This window comes from Rhodoferax sp. GW822-FHT02D07 (assembly GCF_058802405.1).
This window is the reverse complement of the sequence record NZ_JBXAOD010000005.1, coordinates 132281-158720: the sequence shown is the minus strand read 5'-3', so window position 1 is coordinate 158720 and position 26440 is coordinate 132281. Positions and strand designations below refer to the sequence as shown.

Annotated in this window: 28 protein-coding genes; 18 read left to right on the top strand and 10 right to left on the bottom strand. The window is 62.5% G+C overall.

Going from position 1 to position 26440, the window contains the following annotated elements; translation table 11 throughout:
* The first annotated feature begins 22 nt into the window (after positions 1–22).
* A complete protein-coding gene (locus AC1RNN_RS13330; protein WP_493089636.1) occupies positions 23–958 on the top strand; it encodes a LysR family transcriptional regulator in 936 nt (311 codons plus the stop codon).
* Here the strand turns inward: AC1RNN_RS13330 and AC1RNN_RS13325 are convergent.
* On the bottom strand, positions 937–1959 hold the full coding sequence (locus AC1RNN_RS13325) for an LLM class flavin-dependent oxidoreductase (RefSeq protein ID WP_493089637.1): 1023 nt from the start codon (positions 1957–1959) through the stop codon (positions 937–939). The genes AC1RNN_RS13330 and AC1RNN_RS13325 overlap by 22 nt on opposite strands.
* A gap of 115 nt (positions 1960–2074) precedes the next feature.
* Between AC1RNN_RS13325 and AC1RNN_RS13320 the strand changes: the two genes are divergently transcribed.
* The 4 genes from AC1RNN_RS13320 to AC1RNN_RS13305 all read left to right on the top strand — a co-directional run bounded on the left by AC1RNN_RS13320 (position 2075) and on the right by AC1RNN_RS13305 (position 4070).
* Positions 2075–2572: an FxDxF family PEP-CTERM protein gene (locus AC1RNN_RS13320; protein WP_493137435.1), complete on the top strand. Its 498-nt coding sequence runs from the start codon at positions 2075–2077 to the stop codon at positions 2570–2572.
* Between the two features lie 12 nt (positions 2573–2584).
* Complete coding sequence (locus AC1RNN_RS13315) at positions 2585–3085, top strand: FxDxF family PEP-CTERM protein (protein ID WP_493089638.1); 501 nt, start codon at positions 2585–2587, stop codon at positions 3083–3085.
* A 156-nt stretch (positions 3086–3241) separates the two neighbouring features.
* Positions 3242–3742 carry an FxDxF family PEP-CTERM protein gene (locus tag AC1RNN_RS13310; protein WP_493089639.1) on the top strand — a complete coding sequence of 167 codons (501 nt, stop codon included), beginning with the start codon at positions 3242–3244 and terminating at the stop codon, positions 3740–3742.
* Positions 3743–3902: 160 nt separating this feature from the next.
* Positions 3903–4070 carry a hypothetical protein gene (locus tag AC1RNN_RS13305; protein WP_493089640.1) on the top strand — a complete coding sequence of 56 codons (168 nt, stop codon included), beginning with the start codon at positions 3903–3905 and terminating at the stop codon, positions 4068–4070.
* Positions 4071–4155: 85 nt separating this feature from the next.
* Here AC1RNN_RS13305 and AC1RNN_RS13300 read toward each other — a convergent pair whose 3' ends face one another.
* Both AC1RNN_RS13300 and aptA read right to left on the bottom strand, forming a co-directional pair.
* Positions 4156–5661: a CoA-acylating methylmalonate-semialdehyde dehydrogenase gene (locus AC1RNN_RS13300; protein WP_493089641.1), complete on the bottom strand. Its 1506-nt coding sequence runs from the start codon at positions 5659–5661 to the stop codon at positions 4156–4158.
* 94 nt (positions 5662–5755) lie between these two features.
* Positions 5756–7132 (bottom strand): omega-aminotransferase AptA, encoded by a 1377-nt coding sequence (gene aptA / locus AC1RNN_RS13295; protein WP_493089642.1) that lies wholly within the window; start codon positions 7130–7132, stop codon positions 5756–5758.
* Positions 7133–7239: 107 nt separating this feature from the next.
* Between aptA and AC1RNN_RS13290 the strand changes: the two genes are divergently transcribed.
* The 4 genes from AC1RNN_RS13290 to AC1RNN_RS13275 are packed head-to-tail and all read left to right on the top strand — an operon-like array spanning position 7240 to position 9916.
* A complete protein-coding gene (locus tag AC1RNN_RS13290; protein WP_493089643.1) occupies positions 7240–8172 on the top strand; it encodes a LysR family transcriptional regulator in 933 nt (310 codons plus the stop codon).
* Between the two features lie 52 nt (positions 8173–8224).
* On the top strand, positions 8225–8458 hold the full coding sequence (locus AC1RNN_RS13285; protein WP_493089644.1) for a hypothetical protein: 234 nt from the start codon (positions 8225–8227) through the stop codon (positions 8456–8458).
* 49 nt (positions 8459–8507) lie between these two features.
* On the top strand, positions 8508–9200 hold the full coding sequence (locus AC1RNN_RS13280) for an alpha/beta fold hydrolase (RefSeq protein ID WP_493089645.1): 693 nt from the start codon (positions 8508–8510) through the stop codon (positions 9198–9200).
* Positions 9197–9916, top strand: a complete 720-nt coding sequence (locus AC1RNN_RS13275; RefSeq protein WP_493089646.1) for an SIR2 family NAD-dependent protein deacylase — start codon at positions 9197–9199, stop codon at positions 9914–9916. Before AC1RNN_RS13280 ends, AC1RNN_RS13275 begins: the two co-directional genes overlap by 4 nt.
* Positions 9917–9963: 47 nt before the next feature.
* Here AC1RNN_RS13275 and AC1RNN_RS13270 read toward each other — a convergent pair whose 3' ends face one another.
* Positions 9964–11289 (bottom strand): D-amino acid dehydrogenase, encoded by a 1326-nt coding sequence (locus AC1RNN_RS13270; protein WP_493089647.1) that lies wholly within the window; start codon positions 11287–11289, stop codon positions 9964–9966.
* A gap of 86 nt (positions 11290–11375) precedes the next feature.
* Here AC1RNN_RS13270 and AC1RNN_RS13265 point away from each other — a divergent pair, with 86 nt between their 5' ends.
* Positions 11376–12305, top strand: coding sequence for a LysR family transcriptional regulator ArgP (locus AC1RNN_RS13265; protein WP_493089648.1), 930 nt, complete (start codon positions 11376–11378; stop codon positions 12303–12305).
* 42 nt (positions 12306–12347) lie between these two features.
* Positions 12348–12965: a TetR/AcrR family transcriptional regulator gene (locus AC1RNN_RS13260; RefSeq protein ID WP_493089649.1), complete on the top strand. Its 618-nt coding sequence runs from the start codon at positions 12348–12350 to the stop codon at positions 12963–12965.
* A 33-nt stretch (positions 12966–12998) separates the two neighbouring features.
* Here AC1RNN_RS13260 and AC1RNN_RS13255 read toward each other — a convergent pair whose 3' ends face one another.
* Positions 12999–13961 carry an aldose 1-epimerase gene (locus tag AC1RNN_RS13255; RefSeq protein WP_493137433.1) on the bottom strand — a complete coding sequence of 321 codons (963 nt, stop codon included), beginning with the start codon at positions 13959–13961 and terminating at the stop codon, positions 12999–13001.
* A gap of 343 nt (positions 13962–14304) precedes the next feature.
* Between AC1RNN_RS13255 and AC1RNN_RS13250 the strand changes: the two genes are divergently transcribed.
* The 5 genes from AC1RNN_RS13250 to AC1RNN_RS13230 all read left to right on the top strand — a co-directional run bounded on the left by AC1RNN_RS13250 (position 14305) and on the right by AC1RNN_RS13230 (position 19981).
* On the top strand, positions 14305–15270 hold the full coding sequence (locus AC1RNN_RS13250) for an ABC transporter substrate-binding protein (protein ID WP_493089651.1): 966 nt from the start codon (positions 14305–14307) through the stop codon (positions 15268–15270).
* A gap of 74 nt (positions 15271–15344) precedes the next feature.
* Positions 15345–16883 (top strand): sugar ABC transporter ATP-binding protein, encoded by a 1539-nt coding sequence (locus AC1RNN_RS13245; RefSeq protein ID WP_493089652.1) that lies wholly within the window; start codon positions 15345–15347, stop codon positions 16881–16883.
* On the top strand, positions 16880–17947 hold the full coding sequence (locus tag AC1RNN_RS13240) for an ABC transporter permease (protein WP_493089653.1): 1068 nt from the start codon (positions 16880–16882) through the stop codon (positions 17945–17947). Before AC1RNN_RS13245 ends, AC1RNN_RS13240 begins: the two co-directional genes overlap by 4 nt.
* Complete coding sequence (gene yjfF, locus AC1RNN_RS13235; protein WP_493089654.1) at positions 17944–18912, top strand: galactofuranose ABC transporter, permease protein YjfF; 969 nt, start codon at positions 17944–17946, stop codon at positions 18910–18912. Before AC1RNN_RS13240 ends, yjfF begins: the two co-directional genes overlap by 4 nt.
* A gap of 85 nt (positions 18913–18997) precedes the next feature.
* Positions 18998–19981, top strand: a complete 984-nt coding sequence (locus AC1RNN_RS13230; protein ID WP_493089655.1) for an aldo/keto reductase — start codon at positions 18998–19000, stop codon at positions 19979–19981.
* Positions 19982–19996: 15 nt separating this feature from the next.
* Here AC1RNN_RS13230 and AC1RNN_RS13225 read toward each other — a convergent pair whose 3' ends face one another.
* On the bottom strand, positions 19997–20419 hold the full coding sequence (locus tag AC1RNN_RS13225) for a universal stress protein (protein ID WP_493089656.1): 423 nt from the start codon (positions 20417–20419) through the stop codon (positions 19997–19999).
* A gap of 96 nt (positions 20420–20515) precedes the next feature.
* Here AC1RNN_RS13225 and AC1RNN_RS13220 point away from each other — a divergent pair, with 96 nt between their 5' ends.
* Positions 20516–21400: a DNA ligase gene (locus tag AC1RNN_RS13220; protein WP_493089657.1), complete on the top strand. Its 885-nt coding sequence runs from the start codon at positions 20516–20518 to the stop codon at positions 21398–21400.
* Between the two features lie 49 nt (positions 21401–21449).
* Here AC1RNN_RS13220 and AC1RNN_RS13215 read toward each other — a convergent pair whose 3' ends face one another.
* Both AC1RNN_RS13215 and AC1RNN_RS13210 read right to left on the bottom strand, forming a co-directional pair.
* A complete protein-coding gene (locus AC1RNN_RS13215) occupies positions 21450–22256 on the bottom strand; it encodes a metallophosphoesterase (RefSeq protein ID WP_493089658.1) in 807 nt (268 codons plus the stop codon).
* Entirely contained in the window at positions 22253–23209 is a 957-nt protein-coding gene (locus AC1RNN_RS13210) for a LysR family transcriptional regulator (RefSeq protein ID WP_493089659.1), read from the bottom strand. Before AC1RNN_RS13210 ends, AC1RNN_RS13215 begins: the two co-directional genes overlap by 4 nt.
* Positions 23210–23338: 129 nt before the next feature.
* On the opposite strand from AC1RNN_RS13210, the gene AC1RNN_RS13205 reads away from it, so the two are divergent.
* Positions 23339–23734 (top strand): hypothetical protein, encoded by a 396-nt coding sequence (locus tag AC1RNN_RS13205; RefSeq protein WP_493089660.1) that lies wholly within the window; start codon positions 23339–23341, stop codon positions 23732–23734.
* 122 nt (positions 23735–23856) lie between these two features.
* Here the strand turns inward: AC1RNN_RS13205 and AC1RNN_RS13200 are convergent, their stop codons facing one another.
* Complete coding sequence (locus tag AC1RNN_RS13200) at positions 23857–25740, bottom strand: phosphoenolpyruvate carboxykinase (GTP) (protein ID WP_493089661.1); 1884 nt, start codon at positions 25738–25740, stop codon at positions 23857–23859.
* A gap of 395 nt (positions 25741–26135) precedes the next feature.
* Positions 26136–26276, bottom strand: coding sequence for a hypothetical protein (locus AC1RNN_RS13195; protein ID WP_493089662.1), 141 nt, complete (start codon positions 26274–26276; stop codon positions 26136–26138).
* Positions 26277–26440: the final 164 nt, after the last annotated feature.

Here is a 26440-nt window from a genome sequence, read left to right as displayed (position 1 = left end):
GTGACTTCAAAGGACACGATTCATGAACAATCAGCCCTTGTTGGAGGATTTGCGCCTGTTCTGTGCGGTGGTGCGTTGCCAGTCGTTTGCAGCAGCAGCCCGGGAACAGGGGGTATCCAAGGCGCTTGTCAGCAAGCGCATGGGCTTGCTGGAGCAGGCCTTGCAGGTGCAACTGCTCCACCGCACCACGCGGCGCCTAGGGCTGACGGAGCAGGGCGACATCGTGCACCAGCGTGCCCAGCGTGTGCTGGACGAGGTGGAGCAGATGGCGGAAGCGATTGGTGCGCACCGGGCCGAACCCCGGGGCGTCTTGCGCCTGTGTGCTAGCAGCGGCTTTGGGCGCAATCATCTGGCCCCCGCCCTGTCGGCCCTGGCGCTGCAGTATGCACAACTGGAGATCCAACTGGAGCTGCTGGACCGTCCGGTGGATTTGTTGGCGGAAGGCTTCCAGCTTGATATCCGGCTGGGTACCGTCCACGAGCCCAATCTGATCGCGCGGCGGATTGCCTTCAATCAACGCGTCCTGTGTGCTTCACCGGGCTACCTGGAACGTCATGGCGTGCCGGCAGATTTGCAAGCGCTGGCCGCACACCGCTGCATTGTGATCCGCGAGCGTGATCAGGATTTTGGACGCTGGATCCTGGCAGGGCCGAATGGGGCAGAACCCGTCCGTATCCAAGGCCCCTTATCGACCAACAATGGCGAGGTTGTGCACCGCTGGGCCCTGGATGGTCACGGCATCATCCTGCGTTCCGTCTGGGATGTTGGTCCCGCCATCGCCCGGGGCGATCTGGTGCGTGTACTGCCTGCCTACGCGCAGGAGGCTCATGTCCATGCCGTGTACCCATCCCGGCTGGCGCAGTCGGGGCGCTTGCGTACCTGTGTGGAGTTTCTGGAAAACTGGTTTCGTGACCGGCTGGTAGAGCCCATGGCGCCTCAACATGCGGCGACGCCATGAGCCTCCTGCATGGCCTGTGCCGCAATGTCCAGCGACCGTAGGCGCAGCGCGGGGTCGTAAATGTCGCAGACCAGCATCAGCTCATCGGCCTGCGTGGCTTCGGCCATGGCCAAGAGGCCCTCGCGCACGGTGTCGGGGCTGCCAATCACCGCTTCGCTCAGGAAGTCGCCAATGGCGGCACGTGCGTCGGCCGGCAGTTGGGGCAGAAAGTTGGGTACAGGCGGCGGCAGAGCCCCGCGCTTGCCCGTCAGAATGCCCAGCACGCGCTGGTAGATGCTGCTGGCCAGCAGTTCTGCCTCTTCGTCGGTGGGGGCGGCCACCAAGGGCACGCCCACCATCACGTAGGGCTTGTCCAGCGTGGCCGAGGGCTTGAACAGGCTGCGGTACATGCTGACCGCCTGATGTAGAAAGCGCGGCGCAAAGTGCGAGGCAAAGGCGTAGGGCAGTCCCATGTGTGCGGCCAATTGGGCCGAGTACAGGCTGGAGCCCAGCAGCCAGATGGGCACATTGGTGTTCGCACCGGGCATGGCGATCAGCGTTTGCCCCGGCTGCTGCGGACCCAGCAGGGCTTGCAACTCCATCACGTCGCGCGGGAAGTCTTCTTCTTTCTCCACCTTGCTGCGGCGCAGGGCCCGCATGGTGGCCTGGTCGGTGCCGGGCGCGCGGCCCAGGCCCAGGTCAATGCGGCCGGGGTACAGCTCGGCCAGCGTGCCAAAAGCCTCGGCCACCACCAGCGGTGCATGGTTGGGCAGCATCACCCCGCCCGAACCCACGCGGATGCGCTCGGTGCCGCCAGCAATATGGCCCACCAACACCGAAGTGGCCGAGCTGGCGATACCGGGCATGTTGTGGTGTTCGGCCAGCCAGTAGCGGCTGAAACCGAGTTGTTCGGCATGGCGCGCGGTGCGCAAGGCGATTTGCAGCGCTTCGGCGACGGTACCGCCCTCACGCACGGCAACCAGGTCCAACAGCGATAAACGGGTGGTTTTGCGAGGATTCATGTAAGCAATTGTCATAAGAACCCAAAAACCCTGCCCGGCTAGTCCGATTGATCTATTGTTGCGCTGCAATAAGTTCACGAAACTTCCAACCTAGATATCCAAATTGGGAGAAGCCGTGAACCTGTCCATTCTGAAAAAGGCCGTCGTCGCAGTGTCGATTGCCGCGTCTGCCATTGCTGCGCACGCCACTACCTTTGCCATTGGGTCTCTGACAGACACCTATACCAATACCGTCGAAATCAGTGGCGCGTTCGACGACCTCTACACCTTCACCCTGCCTGCCAACTTCACCGGCATCAAAGGTTCCTATCAAGGGTTTGACTACGCTGGAACTGGACTGATCACCAACTTCAGTATCGGTGTCGGCTCCAATTCCTCCCCCGTGTACTCTCTGCCGCTCAACACCACAATCGGTGGATTTGATGTGTCCAGCTATGCCGCATCGTTTGCCTTGACCCCAGGTGTCAGCTACTGGTTCAGACTTAGTGGATCCGGCGATATCGCCAATTACACCGTTACGCTGGCACCGGTACCTGAGCCCGAGTCTTATGCCCTGTTGCTGGCCGGCTTGGGTCTCATGGGCTTTGTCGCCCGCCGCCGCCAAACCAAGTAATCGGGAGTCACCATGAAAAAACACCTTAAAACACTTGCTGCAACCCTGGTTCTGGGGGCGGCCTTTGGCGCGCATGCAGCCAGTACGACCGCAACTTTCCAGGAAGCCAGCAACGGCTCCTTCACTGAATCGTTCTTGGTGACCCCGGATGCCGCCAATACCCTGGTGCTGCGGGTGTCCGGTGCGACGTTTCAGTTTTCCGGCTTAACCTTTTCCCTGTGGGATGGCGCAACGTCCTTAATCACCGTCAACGGTACGTCGGCCAATGGCAACCAGATCGCGATTTTCAGTGACTTGCGGACCACATCCTTTGATTTGATCGGTGGCAAAACCTACACATTGAAGATTGCTGGTACCAGCATTGGCGCCCCGAATACATCCAAGGGGACTATTCTGGCCAGCAATGGCTTGGTGAGCGCCGTGCCTGAGCCTGAGTCCTATGCGCTGCTATTGGCCGGCTTGGGACTGATCGGTACGGTGGCAAAACGTCGCTCCCGCAAGACGGCCGTCTAAGCCTCTTCTCGCTTCCCAAAAAAAAGGGTTTGCATATGCAAATCCTTTTTTCGTTTTACGGGCTAATCATTCGTACTACTTAGTCCATACGAGCTATTGTTGCGGCGCAGCACAGGGTTAATACTGAACTCACCTTTCCAACCTTTTGAGGTGTCTATGCAAGTCAAGTCTTTCCTCCGTACGGCTGCCGGCGCTGCCGTCTTGGCCGGTGCATCTTTGGGCGCCCAAGCGGCCACAGGAACCATTTATGCGCCGCCCGCTGGCGCGTCGTTCACCGATCTGGAGGTGGGCAGTATCTACATTTCCACCCTGTCTGATCTGGTGGGCAGCTTCTTCGGTGCCAATTCCGTCGCCTACGGCCCCATCACCTTGACGCTGGGTTCCGTGACCTTCACAAGCGGCACCGTGGGTACTCTGGGCAGCGATCTCGATCCCACCGCTGCTGGTTTCTCGTTCAAGAACGTGGCCGTGGGTAACTACATCGTCAAGGCCTCTGGCTATGTCACTGGTGGGCAACTGCCTGGCGTTTCCCTGGTGGCCGCCAACTACACCATCACCCCCGTCCCGGAACCCGAGTCCTACGCCATGCTGTTGGCCGGTCTGGGCCTCGTTGGCACCATTGCGCGCCGCCGCATGAAGACCAAGGCTGAGGCCTGAGTCCTTCTTTACCCAGCAAAAAGGGCCTGCGACGCAGGCCCTTTTTCTTTGCCGAAGACAGCCTTGTCAGCAGTTGTGCATAGCTAGTCCATACGTACTATTGCTGCAATGCAGCACAGGGTTAATACTAGGTTCGTCACATATCTATTGCGGAGGTTGTATGAAGCTCAAATCGCTAATCCTCTTGACGATGACTGCCGTGCCGGCGTGGGCGGTGCATGCAGCAGGTCCTGACCTGTTGGTTGCCGCCGGTAACGGCCAATCCGGCGCCTTGCTGTGGGTGGGGCTGGGCCTGATGGGTGTCATTGCGCTGCGCAAGTACCGCTAGCGCGGTCTCCCTGATAGGGCCTTAGCAGCCACCAAAGCAAAAGGGCTTGCCTCTCGGCAAGCCCTTTTTTACTTCTGCAAGCCAATCATCGGCTGCTGGGGAAGCTGAATACGGTGCCTTCGCGCACCCCAGCCGAAGGCCAGCGTTGCGTAATCGTCTTGCGCTTGGTGTAGAAGCGCACAGCGTCGGGGCCGTAGGCGTGCAGGTCGCCGAAGAGGCTGCGCTTCCAGCCACCAAACGAGTGGTAGGCTACTGGCACGGGCAGGGGCACGTTCACGCCCACCATGCCGACCAGGATATTGTCAGTGAAGTAGCGTGCCGCCTCGCCGTCGCGGGTGAAGATGCAGGTGCCGTTACCGTATTCGTGGGCGTCGATCAGGTCCATGGCCTCTTGCAGCGTCTTGACGCGCACCACGCCCAGCACCGGTCCAAAGATTTCTTCCTGGTAGATCACCATGCCGGGTTTGACGTTGTCGAACAGGCAGGGGCCGAGGTAATAGCCGTCTTCATGGCCGGCCACCTTCAGGCCACGGCCATCCACCACCAGCGTGGCGCCTTCCTTCACGCCCTGGTCCACATAGGCCTTCACCTTCTCGAAGTGCGGCTTGGTCACCAGCGGGCCCATGTCCATGCCGGGGGAAGTGCCGGGGCCGACCTTCATTTTGGCGATCTCGACCTTCAATGCGGCCACGACGGCATCGGCGGTCTGGTCACCGATGGCGACGACCAGGGGGATCGCCATGCAGCGTTCGCCGCAGGAGCCATAGGCCGCTCCCATGAGGGCGTTCACCGCGTTGCCGATGTCGGCATCGGGCATGACCACGGCGTGGTTCTTGGCGCCGCCCAGGGCCTGCACGCGCTTGCCGTGTTTGCAGCCTTCGGCGTAGATGTACTCTGCAATGGGCGTGGAGCCCACAAAGCTCACTGCCTTGACGCGCGGGTCTTGCAGCAGGGTGTCCACGGCTTCCTTGTCGCCATTGACGACATTCAGCACGCCGGGTGGCAGGCCGGCCTCCAGCGCCAGTTCGGCCACGCGCAGCGTGGAGCTGGGGTCGCGCTCGGAGGGCTTGAGGATGAAGGTGTTGCCGCAGGCCACGGCCATGGGCCACATCCACAGGGGCACCATGGCGGGGAAGTTGAAAGGTGTGATGCCAGCGGTGACGCCCAAGGCCTGGAATTCGGACCAGGAGTCGATTGCGGGGCCCACGTTCTTGCTGTGTTCACCCTTGAGCAGCTCGGGCGCGTAGCTCGCGTATTCCACGTTTTCAATGCCGCGTTGCAGTTCACCCAGCGCGTCGCTGAGCACCTTGCCGTGTTCGGCGGTGATGAGTGCACAGAGTTCGTCGGCGTGCTTTTCCAGCAAGACCTTGAGATTGCTCATGACGCGCGCGCGCTTGAGGGGCGGCGTGTTGCGCCAGGCGGGGAAGGCAGCCTGCGCATTGGCAATGGCTTCTTCCACGGTGGCCTTGGGGGCTAGCAGCACACGCTTCTCGGCACGGCCAGTAGCGGGATTGAAGACGTCTTGCGCGCGTTCGCCGGTGCTGATGATCTTGCCGCCGATCAGGTGGCCGACGGTGGGGAGTGAGGACATAGGGTGCTTTATAAGAAAAATGGGCTGCTAGCCCGCATGGAATATGCGCTAGCAGCTATGAAAACAATAGTGATTCGCAGCGTCAAAGACGTGCTCAGGCGGTTTCGTTGATGGCCTCGCCCAGCGCGTTGACCAGGCTGTCGATTTCTGCCTCGGTGGTGATGAAGGGCGGCGCCAGCGCAATGCAGTCACCGGCATAGCGCACGTAAAAGCCCTTGTCCAGGCAGCGCATGGCCACCTCGTAGGGGCGCTTGGCGGGTTCGCCAGGCACAGCGGCCAGGGTGAAACCGGCGGACAGGCCCAGGTTGCGGATGTCGGTGATGTGCTTGGCGCCACGCAGGCTGTGCACGGCTTTCTCGAAGTAGGGGGCCAAAGCGTTCACCCGCTCAATCATGTTTTCCTTGACCAGCAGGTCCAGCGCCGCAATGCCGGCCGCACAGGCCACGGGGTGGGCGGAGTAGGTGTAGCCGTGGGGGAATTCCAGCATGTAGTCCGGGCCACCCTGCGCCATGAAGGTGTCGTAGATTTCTTTCTTGGCCACCGTCACGCCCAGCGGCTGCGCGCCGTTGGTGATTTGCTTGGCAGCGTTCAGGATGTCCGGCACCACGCCAAAGTAACCGGCGCCGGTGTAGGCGCCCAGGCGACCAAAGCCGGTGATGACTTCGTCAAAAATCAGCAGGATGTTGTTCTGGGTGCAGATCTCGCGCAGGCGCTGCAGGTAGCCCACGGGCGGCACCACGATGCCGGCCGAGCCGGACATGGGTTCCACGATCACGGCCGCAATGTTGGACGCGTCGTGCAGCGCGATCAGGCGCAGCAGCTCGTCGGCCATATCGCCGCCTTTTTCGGGCAGGCCCTTGCTGAACGCGTTGGAGGCTAGCTGGGTGTGTGCCAGATGGTCGGCCTCAATGCCCTGGCCGAAGGTCTTGCGGTTGGCTGGCAGGCCGCCCACCGAGATGCCGCCGAAGTTCACGCCGTGGTAACCCTTCTCGCGGCCAATCAGGCGGGTCTTGCTGCCCATGCCTTTGGCGCGCCAGTAAGCGCGGGCCATCTTGAGCGCGGTGTCGGCGGACTCGGAGCCCGAGCCTGTGTAGAACACATAGTCCAGGCCTTCGGGGGTCAGTTCCACAATCTTGTTGGCCAGCTCAAATGACAGCGGGTGGCCGAACTGGAAGGCGGGTGAGTAGTCCATGGTCGCCATCTGCTTGCTCACCGCCTCGGTAATTTCGCGGCGGCCGTGGCCCAGGCCCGCGCACCACAGGCCGGAGAGGCCGTCAAAAATCTTTTTTCCGTTGGAATCGGTGAAGTAGGCACCCTGGGCGCCCACCATCATGCGGGGCTTGGCCTTGAAATCACGGTTGCCGGTAAAGGCCATCCAGTGCGATTCCATCCATTCGCGGCTCATGGGGAAGGAGGATGCGCTGGTGACGGCTTCACCGATGGCGGGGCTGTTGGTGTCGTTGAGCTTCATGGGAACTCCAGTGGGTGAGGTGGGTAAGCCTTTTGGGGCGATGGTGCATTGTGGGTAGCTCTGTTACTCTTATAAAGTCACAAATAGCACTATTCACTTGCCAGCTTATGAAAGTTAAAGCCAAGGCGGTTTTAGGCCAAATCAGCGATATGGACCTGCGCCTGTTGCGTGTGTTCAAGGCCGTGGTCGATTGCGGGGGCATGGCCGCGGCCGAACTGGAACTCAATATAGGCACTTCCACCGTCAGCCGCCACATCAAAGATCTGGAAACCCGGCTGGGCCTGACTCTGTGCCGGCGTGGCCGGGCCGGGTTTGCGCTCACGCCCGAGGGCGAAAAGATCTACGCCCAGACCACCCAGCTGCTGGCCGCCACCGATGCGTTTCGCAGCAGCGTGGACGAAATCCACCAGCGCATGGGCGGGCAATTGCAGGTGGCCGTGTTCGACAAAACCGCCAGCAACCCAGCCAGCCACATTGCCGAAGCAATCGCACACTTCCATGCCGAAGCCCCTGACGTGGGGCTGAACTTGCATGTGGCCACGCTCACGGCCATCGAGCGCGGCGTGTTGGACGGGCAGTTCCATGTGGGCATCATCCCTGGCCACCGCAGCTCCGACGTATTGGACTACACGCCCTTGTTCGACGAATCCATGTTGCTGTATTGCGGCACTCGTCACGTACTGTGGAACGCCGAACATGGCGCCCTAGGTTGGGAGACCCTGTCCAAACACGCCTTCGCCGGCCTGGGCTACCACTCGCCGAATATGGAACTGAGCCAGCGCATGCGCTTGCCGCGTCGCGCCACGGGTTTCGACCAGGAGTCCATTGCCACGCTCATCCTCTCCGGCCAGTTCCTGGGCTTTCTGCCCGACCACTATGCCGAGAGCTTTGTGCGCCGCGGCCAGATGCAGGCCGTGCGGCCGGACCTGCTGAACTATGCCTGCCAGTTTTTCGCCATCACCCGCAAGTCACCGCAGCCCAGCCGGGCGACGCGGGCGTTTCAGGAGTGTTTGGTGCGGGCGCACGAGGTATCAGGTTGATAGTCCAGCTCTGTATAGTTGGCGGGGCACTCATTCTGAGAGAGGGAACAAGATGCAGGGAGTCAAAACCAAATCCACTCAAGCAGAGAATCAGCCGAAAAGCAAATGGGATCTTTTCACTGCCGTGGGGCTTGCTATCGTCCTCACTTCAATAGGAGTGTTCATCGTTCCGTGGATTGCCATTGCGGTGGGGATGTCTACCGGGAAAGAAGGCGCGATGACCGCCGCATATTGGGTTTATGCAACGTTCAGCATTGTGCTGGTGCTCTGGGTTGCCAAAAAGTGAGGGGCGCTAGCTCCAAACTGGACTTTCTACCTCTGCTGTAGACAGGCCCATGGTTGCATTGGTGTTGCTCCCTGGCATGGACGGAACAGGTGCGCTGTTTCAGCCACTTCTCGAACCTCTCAACCATGCGTTTCGGGTTCAAGTCGTCCAGTACCCCGTTGCCAAAGCACTCGGTTATGACGCCTTGGAAGCACTCGTGCTTGATGCCCTTCCACGCGAAGAGCCTTTCTTCCTCCTCGGTGAATCGTTTTCCGGACCGATTGCGATTTCAATTGCTGCTGCCCGGCCAGCGAATTTGCGGGGACTGATTCTTTGCAGCACCTTTGCAGTCAATCCGCACCCCGTGCTTTCCGCATTGAATCCTTTTGCCAAAGTACTGCTGCCCAAGTTCGCACCGATCGCGCTACTGGATCACATGCTGCTTGGCAGGCATTCAAGTGAACACCTTCGCGTAACGCTGGCTTCGGCGGTGGCTCAGGTCTCATCAGCCGCGTTCCACGCCCGACTGAATGCAGTTCGCTCTGTCAATGTGTTGCGCAAGTTGAAAGCCATCTCGGTTCCTGTCCTGTACTTGCAAGCATCCGAGGACAAGGTGGTCTCATCACGTGCTGCGGCGATCATTCAGCGGGAGCTTCCGGCCACCCGCATTGTTTCCCTGGTTGCGCCTCACTGCCTGCTTCAGACAAAGCCGAATGATGCTGCAGCCAGTATTCAAGACTTCACCGAGAGTTGCAGAGCATGAAACCCGAGATCAATCCCAGAAAAATCGTCGTGCTGTCCGGCTCAGGCATCAGTGCAGAGAGCGGTCTACCGACGTTTCGTGATTCAAATGGATTGTGGAACTCGTACTCCTGGCAAGAGGTTGCAAGTCCTGAAGGATGGCGGCTTAGACCGGAAGCGGTACTTGAGTTCTATAACGAACGAAGAGCCAAGGCATGGCAAGCTATACCGAACTTGGGACACCAAGCGCTGGCATCACTTGAGACTACCTACGAAGTCATAGTGATTACTCAAAACGTTGACGAACTACACGAGCGCGCAGGTTCCAAAAAAGTCATCCATTTACATGGTCAGCTCGCTTATGCGCGGGGTACTTCAGAGGCACGCAGGCGCTACCGGATCAATGGATTCCCCATCCATGTTGGGCAGCTGTGTGAAGACGGGACGCAACTCAGACCCGATATTGTTTGGTTCGGCGAGGAGACGGAAAACTTTGAGGAGGCGCGCGGACATATAGCGAGCGCAGCCAAAGTGCTGGTCGTGGGCACTTCTCTCTCCGTGTTTCCGGCCGCTTCATTGGTCAAAGTCGCTCGCGGTCGAGCCGACAAAGTGCTGGTCTCTTTGGATCTGGAGAGGCCACCATTTGGCTTTACCTTTCTGCGAGGTAGAGCTACTGAGGTGCTGCCTTCACTGACCCAAAAATGGCTCAGTGAAGCCGCTGAGAAGTTCAATGTGTAGTGCGTACCTGCACTTCTGAATCGCCCAGTCGTGTTGGAACTTGAGGCTCAGGTGCCGTAAAACCTGAAATCCATCTCCGGCTTTTTGCCGTGGATGAGTTCTGCCATTGCCTTGCCCGAACCCGCGCCGTGCGTCCAGCCCAAAGTGCCGTGCCCGGCATTGACCCACAGCCCGCGCACCGGGGTTTGGCCGATGAAGGGGATGTTGGTGGGGGTGGCGGGGCGCAGGCCGGTCCAGTAGTTGGGCTGGCCGCCTTCGGCCTCGCTGCGCGTATCGCAGACGCCGGGAAGCACTTCCTCGATGCGGCGGGCCAGCATGTTGCAGCGGGCCTGGGCCACGGGGGAATCCAGGGTCAGGTCAAAGCCGCCGACCTCGATGGTGCCGGCTACGCGCAGCTGATCGCCCAAGCGGCTGATGGCGATCTTCTTGGCATCGTCGATGGTGGATACAAAGGGCGCCAGCTCGGGCTTCAGGATCTTGAAGGTGGCGCTGTAGCCCTTGCCGGGGTAGATGGGCAGGTTCACGCCTACGGTGCGCAACAGCGGCGCGGTGTAGGAGCCGGCGGCCACGACGATGTGGTCGGCCTGCAGCGTGTGCATGGAGCCGGCCACGACATTGCCCTTGGGCCCCGTCGATAATGCGCGAACAGCTACCGATTTGATAGCGCCCAGACTCACGTTGAGCCCGTCCACGCTGTGCTCGTAGAGGAACTGCACGCCACGCGCCGCGCAGCGCTTGGCCAGTTCCTGCGTGAAGACGCGGCAGTCGCCCGACTCATCGCTGGGGGTGATGGTGCCGCCCACAATCTGGTGCGCGAAGGACTTGAAGGCGGGTTCGATCTTGAACAGCTCGTCCTTGCTGATGACCTGGCGGTTCACGCCGTACTTGCGCATCAGTGCGGCGGCGTCGCCGGCGGTGTCGAAGGACTTCTGGTCGCAGTAGTAGTGGGCAATGCCGCGCTCCAGCCGGTTGTATTCGATACCGGTGGACGCCACCATGTCCTTGAGGGCGGCGTGGCTGTAGGCGCCCAGGGCCACCAACTGTTGCACATTGCGCTCAAACGCGGCGTCGTTGCAGTTGGCCAGGAACTGCAGGCCCCAGGTGTACTGGTGGACGCCGGCGCCAAGAGGGTTTTGCGGGCGGAACAGCAGGGGCGCTTCCTTGCTCAGCATCCATTTCAGGGCCTTGAGCGGCGCTTCCTTGTTGGCCCAGGGTTCGCAGTAGCTCACCGAGATCTGCGCGCCGTTGGCAAAGCTGGTCTCCATGGCAGCGTCGGGCTGGCGCTCGACCACGGTGACTTCATGGCCCAGCTCCAGCAGCTGCCAGGCGGTGCAAATGCCGATCGTGCCGGCGCCCAAGACAATGATTTTCATGGTGGCAGTGTCATGCAAGCACTGCGCCAGTAAAAGTGAAATGAAAGTGTTTACGAAAACATTAGCATCGCTAATAATTTGCGTCCATGCGAATCTTTGACACCGATGCCCTGGAATGCCTGGCCGCCATTGTGGAAGAGGGCGGGTTTGAACGCGCTGCCGTACGCCTCTCCATCACCCAGTCCGCCGTCTCCCAGCGCCTGCGTGCGCTTGAAGCTCAGGTCGGTACCGTGCTGCTGGTGCGTAGCCGCCCGGTCAAGGCCACGGCCGCTGGGCGCCTGCTGATCAAGCACGCCATGCAGATGCGCCTGCTGCGGGCGGATCTGGAAGGCGACCTCAAGGAGCTGGCGCCCAACACCGGTGCCGTGCGCGAAGACGAGCGCATCTCGATTGCGGTGAACGCCGACAGCATTGCCACCTGGGCGCTCTCGGCGCTGGACCCCCTGGTGCATGCCGGGCTGCCGCTGGAAATCATCACCGACGACCAGGACTTCACCCACGAATGGCTGCGCGAAGGCCAAGTGCTGGGCTGTGTGACCACGCTCAAGCAGGCGCTGCGCGGCTGTAAGGTGATGCCTCTTGGGGCCATGCACTATGTGGCCGTGGTGAGCCAGGACTATGCGAAGGCGCACTGTCCCAAGGGGTTGACGCCGCACAATTTCCGCAGCATTCCGTTCGTAGCGTTCAACCGCAAGGACGACTTGCCCTCTGAGTTTGTGGGCCGGGCGCTCAGCCTGCGCCGTGTGTCCGTGGGGCAGCGCTTTGTGCCCAGCTCTGAGGGTATGGTGCGCGCGGTGCTGGCAGGCTGGGGTGCCAGCGTGGTGCCCGAACTCTTGGTGCGCGGCCTCATCGACGAAGGCCGCCTAGTCGATCTGATGCCCGGCGTCACCTTGCCGGTGAACCTGTACTGGCACTGCTGGAACCTGGATTCCGAGGTGATAGACCGGCTGACCTCCGCGCTGGCTGCTGCAGCCAGCCGCACGCTGGGCGACAAAAACCAGTCAGTCACAAAATAGCCGGCCCCTCTGCGTTTTGACGATGGTGGCTAGAATGCCAGCATGTCCAGCGCCCCACCCGTCAAACTCTCCTTCAAGCAGCAGATGCTGCAGGCGCGCGAGGACGCGATCATCCGCGCTGTCAACCTGCTGCTGGCCGAAAAAGGCTTCGAGGCCATGACGGTGGATGAGGTGGCGGCCAATGTGGGCATTGCCAAGGCCAGCCTCTACAAGCATTTCCCCAGCAAGGAAGACCTGGCCGCCGCGGCCATGGCCCACCTCATGGGCCAGGCCCAGGCCTTTCTGGACACGCTGCCCGAGGGCAGCCCGCCGCTGGAGAAACTGCGTACCGTGGTGCGCTGGACCATGGCGCTCAAACTGGGCGGCGAGATGCCCTCCCTGCCCAGCCAAAACTCCACACTGCGCGCCACGCTGATGGCGCACAAGGCCTATATGGATGGCCTCATGGACGTGGCTGACCGCTTGGGTGCGTGGATTGAGGCTGCGCAAGCGCAGGGCCTCATCAATCCCAAACTGCCGGCGATTGCCGTGCTCTACACGCTCTACGCCCGCGCCTGCGACCCGGTGCTGGAGTTCCTCAAGATGGGCGGGCAGCACAGCGATGACGAGATCATCGAACTCGTGCTTTCTACCTGCTTTGATGGACTGAACGCCCGTTAGCCCCCGTTAAATCTGCGCGAGAAGCTCCTGAATTTATAGCGCCTCAAAGCGCCACTGCACCGCCAGCGCCAGGCTCTGGCCGGTCTGCAGCACCTGCAGGCCGGGGTGGCCGTCCACATGGAAGGCGTCGATGGGGTGCGTCACCGGCTCGAAGCAGAAGTGCGCGCCCTGCGGTGGGCGGTACAGCAGGCAAAAGCCATCGCGCCGGCCCGTTGCCTGCAGCGCAGGCACCTGGACCTTCAGGCGCAAGCCGTGCTCCGGCCAGTCAATGCGGGCCTCGCCGTCCCAGCCTGTAAACGCGTTGTCGATCAGGCTGTCGCCGTGCAGCGCGAGCTGCGTGCGTGGGTCCCAGCCGGGCGGAAAGTCGGCGGTGTGCTGCGTGGGCATGGGGTCGGCGCCGCTGAGCCACACGCCCTGCACGCCGGCCTGCAACTGCGCCCGCGGGGTACTGGGAAACGCTGGGTGCTGGCCCAGGCCGTAGGGCAGGCTGTCGGCACCCAAATGCGTCACCTCCAGCAGCTGGTCCATGCCGTCCTCGCGCAGCACAAAGCGCTGCAGCGCGCGGTAGTGGTAGGGGGCGCCGTCAAAGTGGCGCGACTCCAGCGCCAGCTCCAGCGTGTCGGGCCGGGGCTGGCGAATCGTCCAGGGCTGTAGCCAGCCATCGCCGTGGATGGGATAGGGCTCGCCCGCGCGGTTGGGGCGCATGGGGTGGCTCACGCCCTCGTGGCTGAAGCCGCCGCTGCCAATGCGGTTGGACCAGGGCACCAGCGGGAAGGAGGCGGTGGTGTAGAGGTCGGCCACGCCGCCCCAGGGGCGCCACAGCGCCAGCGCGCCCTGCGGGGTGTCGCGTTCCCAAGCGGCCACGCTGCCGCCCAGGGTGGGGAGCAGGCCCAGGCGCTGCCCGGCGTGGTGCAACCAATGGATGGAGTGGGGGGCGGTGGAGCTCATGCGGTGCGTGCGGTAGTGGAGAGGGGCCCAGGGGGTGGGCTTGCGCATGCTAAGCATCCAAAGCCTTCTTGAACAATAGAAAGACGGCCGTCTGACTTACCAGATTTGCAATGTATCCATGTATGGAATTGAGGACTAAATCAGGTGGTCAAATTAAAGAATCGTTGCCTCACAAGGGACTAGGGTTAACCTGAATCCAGGTTTCTGTATCTGAGATATTCAAATCTCTATTAGATCCATATCAACTCTGTGCGTAGCATTCGCCCCACTTCTTGATATCGATTCCAGGGTTTTCTGGGGAGGCACAAGAGGCACAGCAGCAGGCCAGATGCGGGTGGCACTAGAGGCACCCACGGCCCCGCTTCCAACGACACAACGAGGAGACATAGATATGCAAAACAACCGACGTACCCTGCTGGCGACTGCCGCCGCTGCCGGCCTGACCCTGGCCCTGCCCGGAGCCGCCTTTGCCCAGAAAAAGATCGTCATGGGCTTCAGCCAGATCGGCGCTGAGAGCGAATGGCGCACCGCCAACTCCAACTCGATGAAGTCCGCTGCTGCTGCTGCGGGCATCGAGCTGAAGTTCTCTGATGCCCAGCAAAAGCAGGAAAACCAGATCAAGGCCCTGCGCTCCTTCATTGCCCAAAAGGTGGACGTGATTGCCCTGACCCCCGTGGTTGAGTCCGGCTGGGACACCGTGCTCAAGGAAATCAAGGATGCCAAGATCCCCCTGATCCTGATGGACCGTTCGGTGGACTCCAAGGACACCTCGCTGTACGCCACCCACATCGGCTTTGATTTCGTCAAGCAAGGTGAAATGGCCGGTCAATGGCTGGTGGAGCGCGCCAAGAGCCTGAAGGGCGACATCAATGTCGTCGAACTGCAAGGTACCGTGGGCTCTGCGCCTGCCATCGACCGCAAGAAGGGTTTTGAAGACGCCATCAAGGGCAACTCCAACATCAAGATCATCCGCTCGCAAACTGGCGATTTCACCCGTGCCAAGGGCAAGGAAGTCATGGAAGCCTTCCTGAAGGCTGAGGGCAAGAAGATCAATGTGCTCTACGCGCACAACGACGACATGGCCATCGGCGCCATCCAGGCCATCGAGGAAGCTGGCCTCAAGCCCGCCAAGGACATCCTGGTGATCTCCGTGGACGGTGTGAAGGGCGCCTTTGAAGCCATGATCGCCGGCAAGCTCAATGTCAGCGTCGAATGCAGCCCGCTGCTGGGCCCGCTGGTCATGGCCACTGCCAAGGACATCGTGGCTGGCAAGACCGTGGCGCGCCGCATCATCGGCAAGGATGGTGTGTACCCCATGGAAACCGCGGCCAAAGAATTCCCCAGCCGCCAGTACTGATCGCAGCGACATCTCCATTTGGTCACCAGGTCTTGGCCTGCGGCTCACGCTGCAGGCCTTTTTTACACGACACCATGACAAACACACCACCAGCGGCGCCAGCGGTGGCGCCCGTGCTGGAGCTCTCCGGCATCGCCAAGCAGTTCGGCACCGTACGGGCGCTCTCTGGCGTGAACCTGCGGCTATTTGCCGGCGAGGTGCACGCCCTCATGGGCCAGAACGGCGCAGGCAAATCCACCCTCATCAAGGTTCTCACCGGCGTTTACCCGGCAGACCAGGGCGACATGCGGCTGAACGGCCAGTCCATTCGCGCGACATCCACACTGGAAGCCCAGCGCCTGGGCATCAGCACGGTCTACCAGGAGGTCAACCTCTGCGCCAATCTGTCGGTCGCAGAGAACATCTTTGCGGGCCGCTACCCGCGCAAAGGCTGGGCCGGAGCCCGTGCCATTGACTGGCCGCGCATGCACAGCGAGGCCCGCACCTTGCTGGCGCGCCTCAATCTCGATATCGACGTCACGCAGACGCTCTCCAGCTACTCCGTGGCGGTGCAGCAGATGGTGGCCATTGCCCGAGGACTGAGTATCTCGGCCCAAGTCCTCATCCTGGACGAACCCACTTCGAGCCTGGATGACGAAGAGGTGGAACGCCTCTACGTCGTATTGCGCCAGCTGCGCGACCAAGGCATGGCGATTCTGTTCGTCACCCACTTTCTGGACCAGGTCTATGCCTTGTGCGACCGCATTACCGTGCTGCGCAATGGCGAGCTGGTCGGCGAATACCCGGCTGTCGAGCTGGGCCACAACGCACTGATTGCTGCCATGGTCGGCCGTGAGCTGGCCGCCGCCCAAGGGGCCAGTCCTGCCGACGAGGCGACGCGCGCTGCAGAGCCTGAATGGCTGCAAACCAAGGCGCTGAACCGCCGTGGCCATGTGAAAGCGGTCGACCTCGGCATCCGCCGGGGTGAAGTGGTGGGTCTGGGCGGTCTGCTGGGCTCGGGCCGTACCGAGCTGGCCCGCCTGCTCTTCGGCCTGGACCGCAGCGACGCGGGCGAGATTGTGCTGGGCGGCAAAGCCGTGCGCATGGACTCGCCAGCCACGGCCATCCAGATGGGGCTGGCCCTGTGCCCCGAGGACCGCAAGGCCGAGGGCATCATCGCCGAGCTCTCGGTGCGCGAGAACATCGTGCTGGCCTTGCAGGCGCGCCAGGGCCTGTGGCCTGCCATTGGCCGTGTGCAGCAAAGTACTTTGGCAGAGGGCTACGTGAAAGCGCTGGGTATCAAGACTGCCGATGTGGACACCCCCATCGGCCAACTCTCAGGCGGCAACCAGCAAAAAGTCGTACTGGCCCGTTGGCTGGCCACCCAGCCCAGCTTGCTGATATTGGACGAACCCACACGCGGCATCGACATTGCCGCCAAACAAGAAATCATGAACGAGATACTGGCCCTGGCCAAACAGGGGATGGCCGTGCTGTTCATCTCCTCCGAAATGGAAGAAGTGGTGCGCGTCTCCGACCGCATCGTGGTGCTGCGCGACCGTGCCAAGGTGGGTGAGCTGCCTGCAGGCACCGAAGAACATGCGGTCTACGCCATGATTGCGGGGCAGGCATGAGTACGACTTCGACGCCCTCCCTGTGGAAGCGGGTGCAGTCGCACCACCTTCTGTGGCCCGTGGTCACGCTGGTGCTGATCTTGATGGTCAACGCCAGCCTGAATCCCGGCTTCTGGATGCTGCAGTGGCGCGACGGCCACTTGTATGGCAGCGTGATTGATATCTTGAACCGCGCGTCGCCGCTCATGCTGGTGTCGCTGGGCATGACGCTGGTCATTGCCACCCGTGGCATCGACATTTCGGTGGGCGCGACTGTAGCCATCAGCGCGGCGGTGGCTGCCCTGATGGTGGGTGGCAAGCTGGTCATCACCGATGGCGTGCCCCAGCATGTGAGCCGCTTTCCGATGTCTGTCGCCATTCTCTGCGCGCTCGCCACCGCCTTGGTGTGCGGCTTATGGAACGGCTTGTTGGTCGCCAAGATCGGCCTGCAGCCCATCATCGCTACGCTCATCCTGATGGTGGCGGGCCGGGGGGTGGCTCAGCTGCTGACCGACGGGCAGATCGTCACCGTCTACTACCCGCCGTATTTCTACATTGGTAGCGGTTACCTCTGGGGCCTGCCGTTTGCGCTCTTCATTGCGGGCTTTGTCTACCTGCTGATGCACCTGGCTGTCACACGCACCGCTCTGGGCCTGTTCATCCAGGCCATCGGTATCAACCCGGCAGCGGCCCGTGTGGCGGGCGTGCGGGAGCGGCTCATCAGCATCTGTGTCTATGCCTTCTGCGGCCTCACGGCCGGTATTGCCGGACTCATCATCAGCTCCAACGTCAAGAGTGCGGACGGCAACAACGCGGGCAACCTGCTGGAACTGGACGCCATCCTGGCCGTCACCCTGGGCGGCACCTTGCTCACCGGTGGGCGCTTTAGCCTGGCCGGCAGCATGATTGGCGCGCTCATCATCCAGACGCTCACGTCCACAATCTATTCCATTGGCGTACCGCCGGAGATCAACCTTGTCGTGAAGGCGGCTGTGGTGTTCGTGGTCATGCTCATGCAGTCTGCCGAATTCCGCCGCGCTGTGCGCGGCTGGGTGGTGCGCCCTGACGCAGGGAGCCACGCATGAAGCTCCAGAGCAAATACATTCCGCTGGCGGCCACCATCTCGCTGTTTGCCGCCATGTCGGTGTTCGGCGGCGTGTCCTACACCGGCTTCTTCTCGGCCCAGGTGTTCCTCAACCTGCTGATCGACAACGCCTTTCTGGTGATCGTGGCGGTGGGCATGACCTTTGTCATCCTGTCCGGCGGCATTGATTTGTCGGTGGGCTCGGTCGTGGCGCTGAGCACCATCGTGCTGGCCAAGTTAGTGCAGCACCTGCATTGGGACCTGATGGTGGCGATTCCGCTGGTGCTGGCTATGGGCACGCTTTTTGGCGCGTTCATGGGTTGGCTGATCCAGCGCTTCCGGCTGCAGCCCTTCATCGTCACGCTGGCGGGCATGTTCCTGGCGCGGGGCCTGTGCTACCTCATCAGCATCGACTCCATCAGCATCACCGACGAGGCCTACACCGTGCTGGCGCAGACGCGCATCCACCTCTGGTCGGAAGGGCCCATGGTGTCCATCAGCGCTATCCTGGCCTTGCTGGTGCTGGCCGTGGCCGTGTACATCGCACATGGCACGGAGTTCGGTCGCACCGTCTACGCCATTGGCGGCTCGGAACACTCGGCCGTGCTCATGGGCCTGCCGGTGGCGCGCACCAATGTGCTGGTCTATGCCTTGAGCGGTTTCTGCGCTGCGCTGGGCGGCGTGGTGTTCACCTTCTACATGCTCTCGGGCTACGGCCTGCACGCGGTGGGGCTGGAGCTGGACGCAATCGCCGCCGTGGTGATCGGGGGCACGCTGCTCAGCGGTGGTGTGGGCTATGTCGCGGGCACGCTGTTTGGCGTGCTCACGCTGGGGGTCATCCAGACGCTCATCATGTTCGACGGCTCCTTGAGTTCGTGGTGGACGCGCATCGTCATTGGTGCGCTGCTGTTTGTGTTCTGCGTCTTGCAGCGGGTGTTTGAAGCCGGGCGCAAGCCAGGGGCATAGGTTTTAGGTTTAAATAAGCCTCTAGCCCGCGCATAGATTGTGCTAGCAGCTCCTGAAACCATAGCAATCTGAACTAAGGAAACCCATGCAATACCGTCCCCTGGGCCGCACCGGCTGGAACATTTCAACCGTCAGCTTCGGCGCCTGGGCCATCGGCGGCACCTGGGGCGCGGTGGATGACAACGACTCCATGGCCGCGTTGCACCGCGCGCTCGACCTGGGCGTCAACTTCTTCGACACCGCCGATGTGTATGGCGACGGCCGCAGCGAACGCCTGCTGGCCCGCCTGCGCAAGGAGCGCAGCGAACCCTTCTATGTGGCCAGCAAGGCCGGCCGCCGCCTCGACCCGCATGTGGCCGCCGGCTTCACGCGCGCCAACCTCACTGCCTTTGTGGAACGCAGCCTGCAAAACCTCAACACCGAGGCCATCGACCTGCTGCAGCTGCACTGCCCGCCCACCGAGGTGTTCTACATGCCCGAGGTCTTCGGTGTGCTGGACGACCTGGTCGCTGCCGGCAAGCTGCGCCACTACGGCGTGAGCGTGGAGAAGGTGGAAGAGGCCCTCAAGGCCATCGAATACCCCGGCGTGCAAAGCGTGCAGATCATCTACAACCTGTTCCGCCAACGCCCGGCCGAGTTGCTGTTTGAGCAGACGCAAAAGCGCGGTGTGGGCATCCTGGCGCGCCTGCCGCTGTCCAGCGGTTTGCTCAGCGGCAAGATGACGGCGCAAAGCACCTTTGCGGCCGATGACCACCGCGGCTTCAACCGCGAGGGCGCTGCCTTTGACAAGGGTGAGACCTTCTCGGGGCTGGACTTCAACGTCGGCCTGCAGGCCGTGGAGGCCATGCGCCCGCTGGTGCCCGCAGGCATGAGCATGGCGCAGATGGCGCTGCGCTGGATTCAGATGCACCCGGCCGTCACGTGCACCATCCCCGGCGGCAAGAATCCTGCGCAGGTGGCCGACAACGTGGCTGCGGCCGACCTGCCGCCGCTCAACGACGCGACCATGCAATCCCTGGCCGACATCTACGCGCGTTACGCCAAGCCGCTGGTGCACCAGCGCTGGTAAGATGGGAGTCGCGCGTTAGCGCACCAGCAGCGCGGGCACCTTGCAGTTCGCCAGCACCTGGGTGGTCACCGAGCCCATGACCAGGTTGCCCAAAGCGCCGTGGCCGTGCGAGCCCAGCACCACGAGGTCGAACTTGCCGCTCTCGGCCACCTTGGCAATGGCCGCACCCGCGGGCCCCACCTTCCATTCGCTCTTGGCATCAATGCCATGGCGCTGCAGGAATTTGGCCACCGGGCCCAGCACCTTTTCGGCCTCTTCGGTCTGGTAGCCCTTCACCACATCCTTGCCCACAGCCGCCTTGGCGCGCGGTGGCAGGTCGGGCTGCGCGGTGAACACCGTGTACTCGTGGCTGGGGGAGAGCAGGGCCTCGTGGGTGCCCAGGTAGGCCAGCATTTTCTTGCTGTATGCGCTGCCGTCGACTGCCAATAGAATTTTCATGTGTCCGCTCCTCAGGTTGAAATGCCCAGTCTAGGCGGTGCCCCGCGCGCGGGTCTGTGCTACATCAAACACCATAAGAAAAGAGGGGAGAAGGCCATGCGCCAAGCCGGAGAGATTTCACGCCGCCACATCGTCTGCGCCCTGGGCGCCGCAGCCCTGCCATGGGCCGGAGTGGCCAGAGCCGCCAGCGCGCCGCCGCTAATGCTGGCCACGTCCCATGATGGCCGCAGCGATCCGGCGGGCTTCTGGGTCAGCGAGAAATACGACGGGGTGCGCGGCTACTGGGACGGTCAGCGCCTGCTCACGCGCGCTGGCAACCCCGTCGCCGCGCCAGCGTGGTTCACCGCCGGCTGGCCCGCCACGCCCATGGAGGGTGAACTCTGGGTCGGGCGCGGCCAATTCAGCCAAGCCGTGTCCACGGTGCGCCAGCAGACACCGGACGATGCCGCCTGGCGCGCGCTGAGTTTCATGGTGTTTGACCTGCCCGCGCAAGGCGGGGCCTTCAACGAGCGCCTGCCGGTCTTGCAGGCGCGTGTGGCGCAACTGGGCCGGGCCTGGGTGCAGGCGGTGGAGCAAACCCCGGCCACGACGGCCGCCGCCTTGCGTGCACAGCTGGAGTCGGTAGTGCGCGCCGGCGGCGAAGGTCTGGTGCTGCACCGGGGCAGCGCGGTGTATGCCGCCCGCCGCAGTGAAGACCTGCGCAAGTTCAAGCCCTTTGACGACGCGGAGGCGCGCGTGGTGGGCCAGGTGGCGGGCACTGGCAAGCACGCCGGCCGCCTAGGCGCGCTATGGCTGGAGCTGCCGGCGCAGGACGGGCAGCCCGCCCAACGCTTCAAGCTCGGTACGGGCTTCAGCGACGCAGAGCGCGCCGACCCGCCGCCAGTGGGCGCCTGGGTGACCTACCGCTACCGCGGCATGACCGACAAGGGCATCCCGCGTTTTGCCAGCTTTCTGCGCGTGGCAGAAGCGCCGGTTCCATAGTGGCAATTCGCTCCTGATTCAGGAGCTGCTTGCGCAATATCGACAGGGGCTAGGGGCTTATTTCGATCAAAAGATCGGGCCGGTAGCCTTCTTGTTCATTCTTGCGCGCATAGCCCAGCGGGTTGGCCACCACGCGGCAGTGGCCCACGCGGTAGTCGCTGGGCGCATGCAGGTGGCCGTGCAGCCAGAGTTGCGCGTAGGGCAGCAGCTCGTCCAGCGCGTTGCAGAAGCCCGCCGTGCCCGGCACCAGGCCGTAGCGCGGGTCGGCGCTGTGCAGGCTGGGCGCAAAGTGGGTGATGACCACCGTGGGGCCGCCAAAGGGTGTGGCCAGCGCCGCACGCAGCCAGTCCTGGCAGACCAGCGCCTGTTCGCGCAGGCCCTCGGCCAGCCAGGGCTCGCCCTTGCGCGTGGTCAGTGTCTTCTTCAGGTAGTAGTTGGCGGCGCGGTAGGCCTTGTCGCGCGCCTTGAGGCGTTGGGTTTCGGGCGCGTGCATGGCCAAGGCGTCAAAGTCGCTCCACAGCGTGGTGCCCAGCAGGCGCACGCCGTGCATCACCAGGCTTTCGCGCTCCAGCCAGAGAATGCCCAGCCGCTCGCAGGTGGTGCGCAGGCGTGCGTGGGCTTCGTCAAAGTCAAAACTGTCGTACTCGTGGTTGCCGGGCACAAAGACCACGGGCGTGGGCCAGCCCTGCAGCGGCGAAAAGCGGCCCAGGCCAAAGTCATCGTCGGTGAGTTGCGAGCCGGTCTGGTAGGAGCCCACGTCTCCGGCCAATACCAGCAGGTCGGCACCCGGCAGGGGCTGGGCCAGCCAGTGCGGGTTGCCTTCGAGGTGCAAGTCAGAGAGCAGCTGAATCTTCATGCGGAAAACAGGCGGTTGCCCAGCAGCGCAATTTGCTGGCGCAGCCAGGCGTGGGGCGCAGCGGCGTCCACACGCCGGTGCCACAGCGCATCGACCTGGATGGGCGGCACATTGAAAGGCAGCTCACGCGTCACCAGCGCGTCGGCATAGCCGGTCACATTGACGAAGTGGCGCGGCAGCACGGTCAGCAGGTCGGAATGCACCACCACCTTGCCCGCTGTGAAGAACTGGTTCACCGTCAGCACCACGCGGCGCGTACGCTTGAGGCCCACCAGCGATTCGTCGATGAAACCAAAGGCGCGCCCCGAAAAGCTCACCAGCATGTGCGAGGCCGCGCAGAAGCGGTCCAGCGTGAGCGGGCCGCGCGCCAGCGGGTGGTCCTTGCGCATAACGCAGACATAGTCGCCCGCAAACAGGCGGTGGTGGTGGAAAGTTTCCACGGCGCCAGCCTGGGCGCGCGCTGTCAGGTCGGTGATGACGGCGGGAAAGTGGCCAATGGCCAGGTCGGCCCCGCCTTCGTCCAGCACCTTGCGCGGGTCGCGCGTGGTCAGTGGCACCACGCGCAGGGACACGCCGGGCGCATCGCGCGCCAGTACCTCCACCAGCCCGGGCATGAGCTCGGCGGCAGTGGCGTCGGCCATGGTCAGCACAAAAGTGGTGTCGGCGATGGCGGGTTCAAACACGGCAGGCGCCAGCGAAGCCTGCAGGCGCTGCAGCGTCTCGCGCACGGCGGGCCACAGCTCTTGCCCACGCGGCGTGGGCTCCAGCGTGCGGCCCTTGCGCACCAGCAGCTCATCGCCCAGCGCATCGCGCAGGCGGCGCAGGGCGTTGCTCACGGCGGGCTGGGTCAGGGCCAGTTGCTCGGCCGCCCGCGTCAGGCTGCGCTCGGCCATCACGGTGTCAAACACCTTGAGCAGGTTCAGGTCGAAAGTGCGCAGGTTGATGGGGGGCATGCGCGATCATAAATTTGGTGAATGGCAAATATCACCAACCTAAAGTTGAATCGCATAGGGGAAAACCCTATGATTCAGCCATCTTAAAGATTTAACCCAGTGAGCATCAACCTTTTCAAGGAGTTGACCATGACACAAGCCTACTCTTCCTCGTATTTCGCCCATGCTGCTGAAGCAGCCCCCCGCGCTGTCAAGGCCGAAGGTTCCCGCACCCTAGCCGGCATGCTGCTGGCCGCTGTGCTGGCCGCCCTGCTGGTGGTGGCTGACCAGGTGATCGACACCTGGGCCGATGGCCACCTGCTGGTGGGCTGGGTTGCGCTGTGGACCGTGGCCTTCGCCGCTCTGGCCCTGCTGGCTCCCCCCCTGCGCAAGATGTCTTCCCTGGCGTCTGCTCTGATCATGCGCTGGGTGCGCGTGAACCAAGAGCGCCGCATGGAAGAAAAGATGTGGGAATACGCCCACCGCGACCCCCGCATCATGGCCGAACTGCAACAAGCCGTGCAACGCAGCCGCGATCTGGCCTGATAGACCCTTCCATCTGCACGCGTCCTGGGCGCGTGCAGCAACAAAAAAGCCACCCTTGCGGTGGCTTTTTTGTTGCCATCCCACAGGTGCCGGCGGGCGCCTGTGGTGCTCTTATGGCCCGCTCAGGCAGCCAGACGCTGCGCCAGTTGGGCTTTGGTCTCCTCGAGCTCCTTGGGCAAGTGGTACGAGAGCTGGGTGAACAGCTCGGTATGCAGGGCGATTTCGGCTTTCCAGTCGTCCTTGTTCAGGTTGGTGACGGAATCGAACTGGGCCTGGCTGAAGTCCAGACCGGTCCAGTTGATCTCGCTGTAGGCAGGCGCCACACCAAAGCCGGTTTCCACGCCGGTGGCCTGGCCTTCAATGCGGTCGATCATCCACTTCAGCACGCGCATGTTTTCGCCGTAACCAGGCCAGACGAACTTGCCGTCGTCACCCTTGCGGAACCAGTTGGTCGTGAAGATCTTGGGCTGCTTGGCGCCTGAGGCTGCCAGCTTGGTACCGATGTTGAGCCAGTGCTGGAAGTAGTCACTCATGTTGTAGCCCATGAAGGGCAGCATGGCGAAGGGGTCGCGGCGCACGATGCCTTGCTGGCCCACGGCGGCGGCCGTGGTCTCGGAGCCCATGGTTGCGGCCATGTAGACCCCCTCGGTCCAGTTGCGGGCTTCGGTCACCAGCGGCACGGTGGTGGAGCGGCGGCCGCCGAAGATGAAGGCATCAATCGCCACGCCGTTGGCGTCGTCCCATTGGCTGTCCAGCGCGGGGTTGTTGCCGGCGGCCACGGTGAAGCGGGCATTGGGGTGGGCGGCCTTGGCGCCGGTCTCCTTGGCAATCGCAGGCGTCCAGTCCTTGCCTTGCCAGTCGATCAGGTGCTCGGGCAGGCCGCCGGTGTCTTTTTCCATACCTTCCCACCAAACGTCGCCGTCATCGGTCAGCGCGACGTTCGTGAAGATCACATTCTTGTCCAAGCTGGCCATGCAGTTGGGGTTGGTGTGGAAGTTGGTGCCGGGGGCCACGCCAAAGTAACCTGCTTCGGGGTTGATGGCGTACAGCTTGCCGTCGGCACTGGGCTTGATCCAGGCAATGTCGTCACCAATGGTGGTGACCTTCCAACCTTCGAAGCCGGAGGGGGGTACCAGCATCGAGAAGTTGGTCTTGCCGCAGGCACTGGGGAAAGCCGCCGCCACGTGGTACTTCTTGCCTGCGGGGTTGGTCACGCCCAGGATCAGCATGTGTTCGGCCAACCAGCCCTGGTCGCGGCCCATATTGGAGGCGATGCGCAGTGCGAAGCACTTCTTGCCCAGCAGCGCGTTGCCGCCGTAACCCGAGCCATAGCTCCAGATTTCGCGCGTTTCGGGGTAGTGGACGATGTACTTGGTCTTGTTGCAGGGCCACTTCACGTCGGCCTGGCCGGCGGCGAGCGGTGCGCCCACGGTGTGTACGCAAGGTACAAACGCGCCTTCCACGCCCAGCACGTCGTACACGGCCTTGCCCATGCGCGTCATGATGCGCTGGTTCACGGCCACGTAGGGGCTGTCGGAGAGTTCGATGCCGATATGGGCGATGTGCGAGCCCAGGGGGCCCATGGAGAAGGGCACCACATACATGGTGCGGCCGGCCATGCAGCCGTCAAACAGGGCCTTCTCGCCATCCTTGCCGGTTTGCAGCAGGGCACGCATCTCGGCCGGGGCCATCCAGTTGTTGGTGGGACCGGCGTTTTCCTTCTTCTCGGAGCAGATGTAGGTGCGGTCTTCCACGCGCGCCACATCGCTGGGGTCGGACCATGCCAGGAAGGAGTTGGGGCGCTTGGAGGGGTTGAGCTTCTTGAAGGTGCCGGCGTCGACCAGTTGCTGGCACAGGCGCTGGTATTCCTCTTCGGATCCGTCGCACCAATAGACATCCTTGGGCTTGCACAGGGCCACCATATCGGCGACCCAGGCAATGAGTTTGGCGTTCTTGACGTAGCTGGGGGTGTTGAGGGCCAGGCCCTGCATCACGGGTGCGTTCATGAAAAAGCTCCTAAGTTTGAAAATCGTCTTTTCAAAATCAGGGGCCTTGCTCCAGAAAGGTCCGGTCCTGCTCTTTTGAGAAGACGGCTGGGCAGCTCCGATACGCCAAATGCCCTGCACTTCTCTGAATTCTAAGAACCGGAACCAAAGTTACATAGTGATTACATCGAAAAGTTATGCATAAGTAGCATTGACTTATGTGCACATAATCAAAGAAAGCATGTTGCCGCAGACGTGCAAGGGCATGCCATGGGGCAAATCAGTGTGGTCGGGAGAGAGGGGAAATTGTGGCAGCGGCCCGCATTGCGGGTGTGCCAGGAAGCAAACGGTTTGTCACTACCCCGGCGTGGCGCCAGGGCAGGGAAAGCGCGGGTCCGGGGCGGACCCGCAGGGCATCAGGCCATGGACACCGCGATGAAGGCCAACAGGAACATCAGCACGCCGCCCACGATGGGCAGCACGATGGGCATCAGGGGCACCACTTCGTCCACGGGATCGGTGGCGTGGTTGTCGGAATGGTTGGTCGGTGCGGACATGGCGGATCCTTGGATGCGTCGAATGAAAGCCGGGATTCTACCCACTGCCGCCGCCTTGTGCGGGCCAGTTGACGAAGGCCGTGGGGTACGGTCACAAATCCGGGTGCCATCTCTTCCATCTTGGCCCGGACTGCGCTATCGTCATTTCAGCACTTCACTTTGTT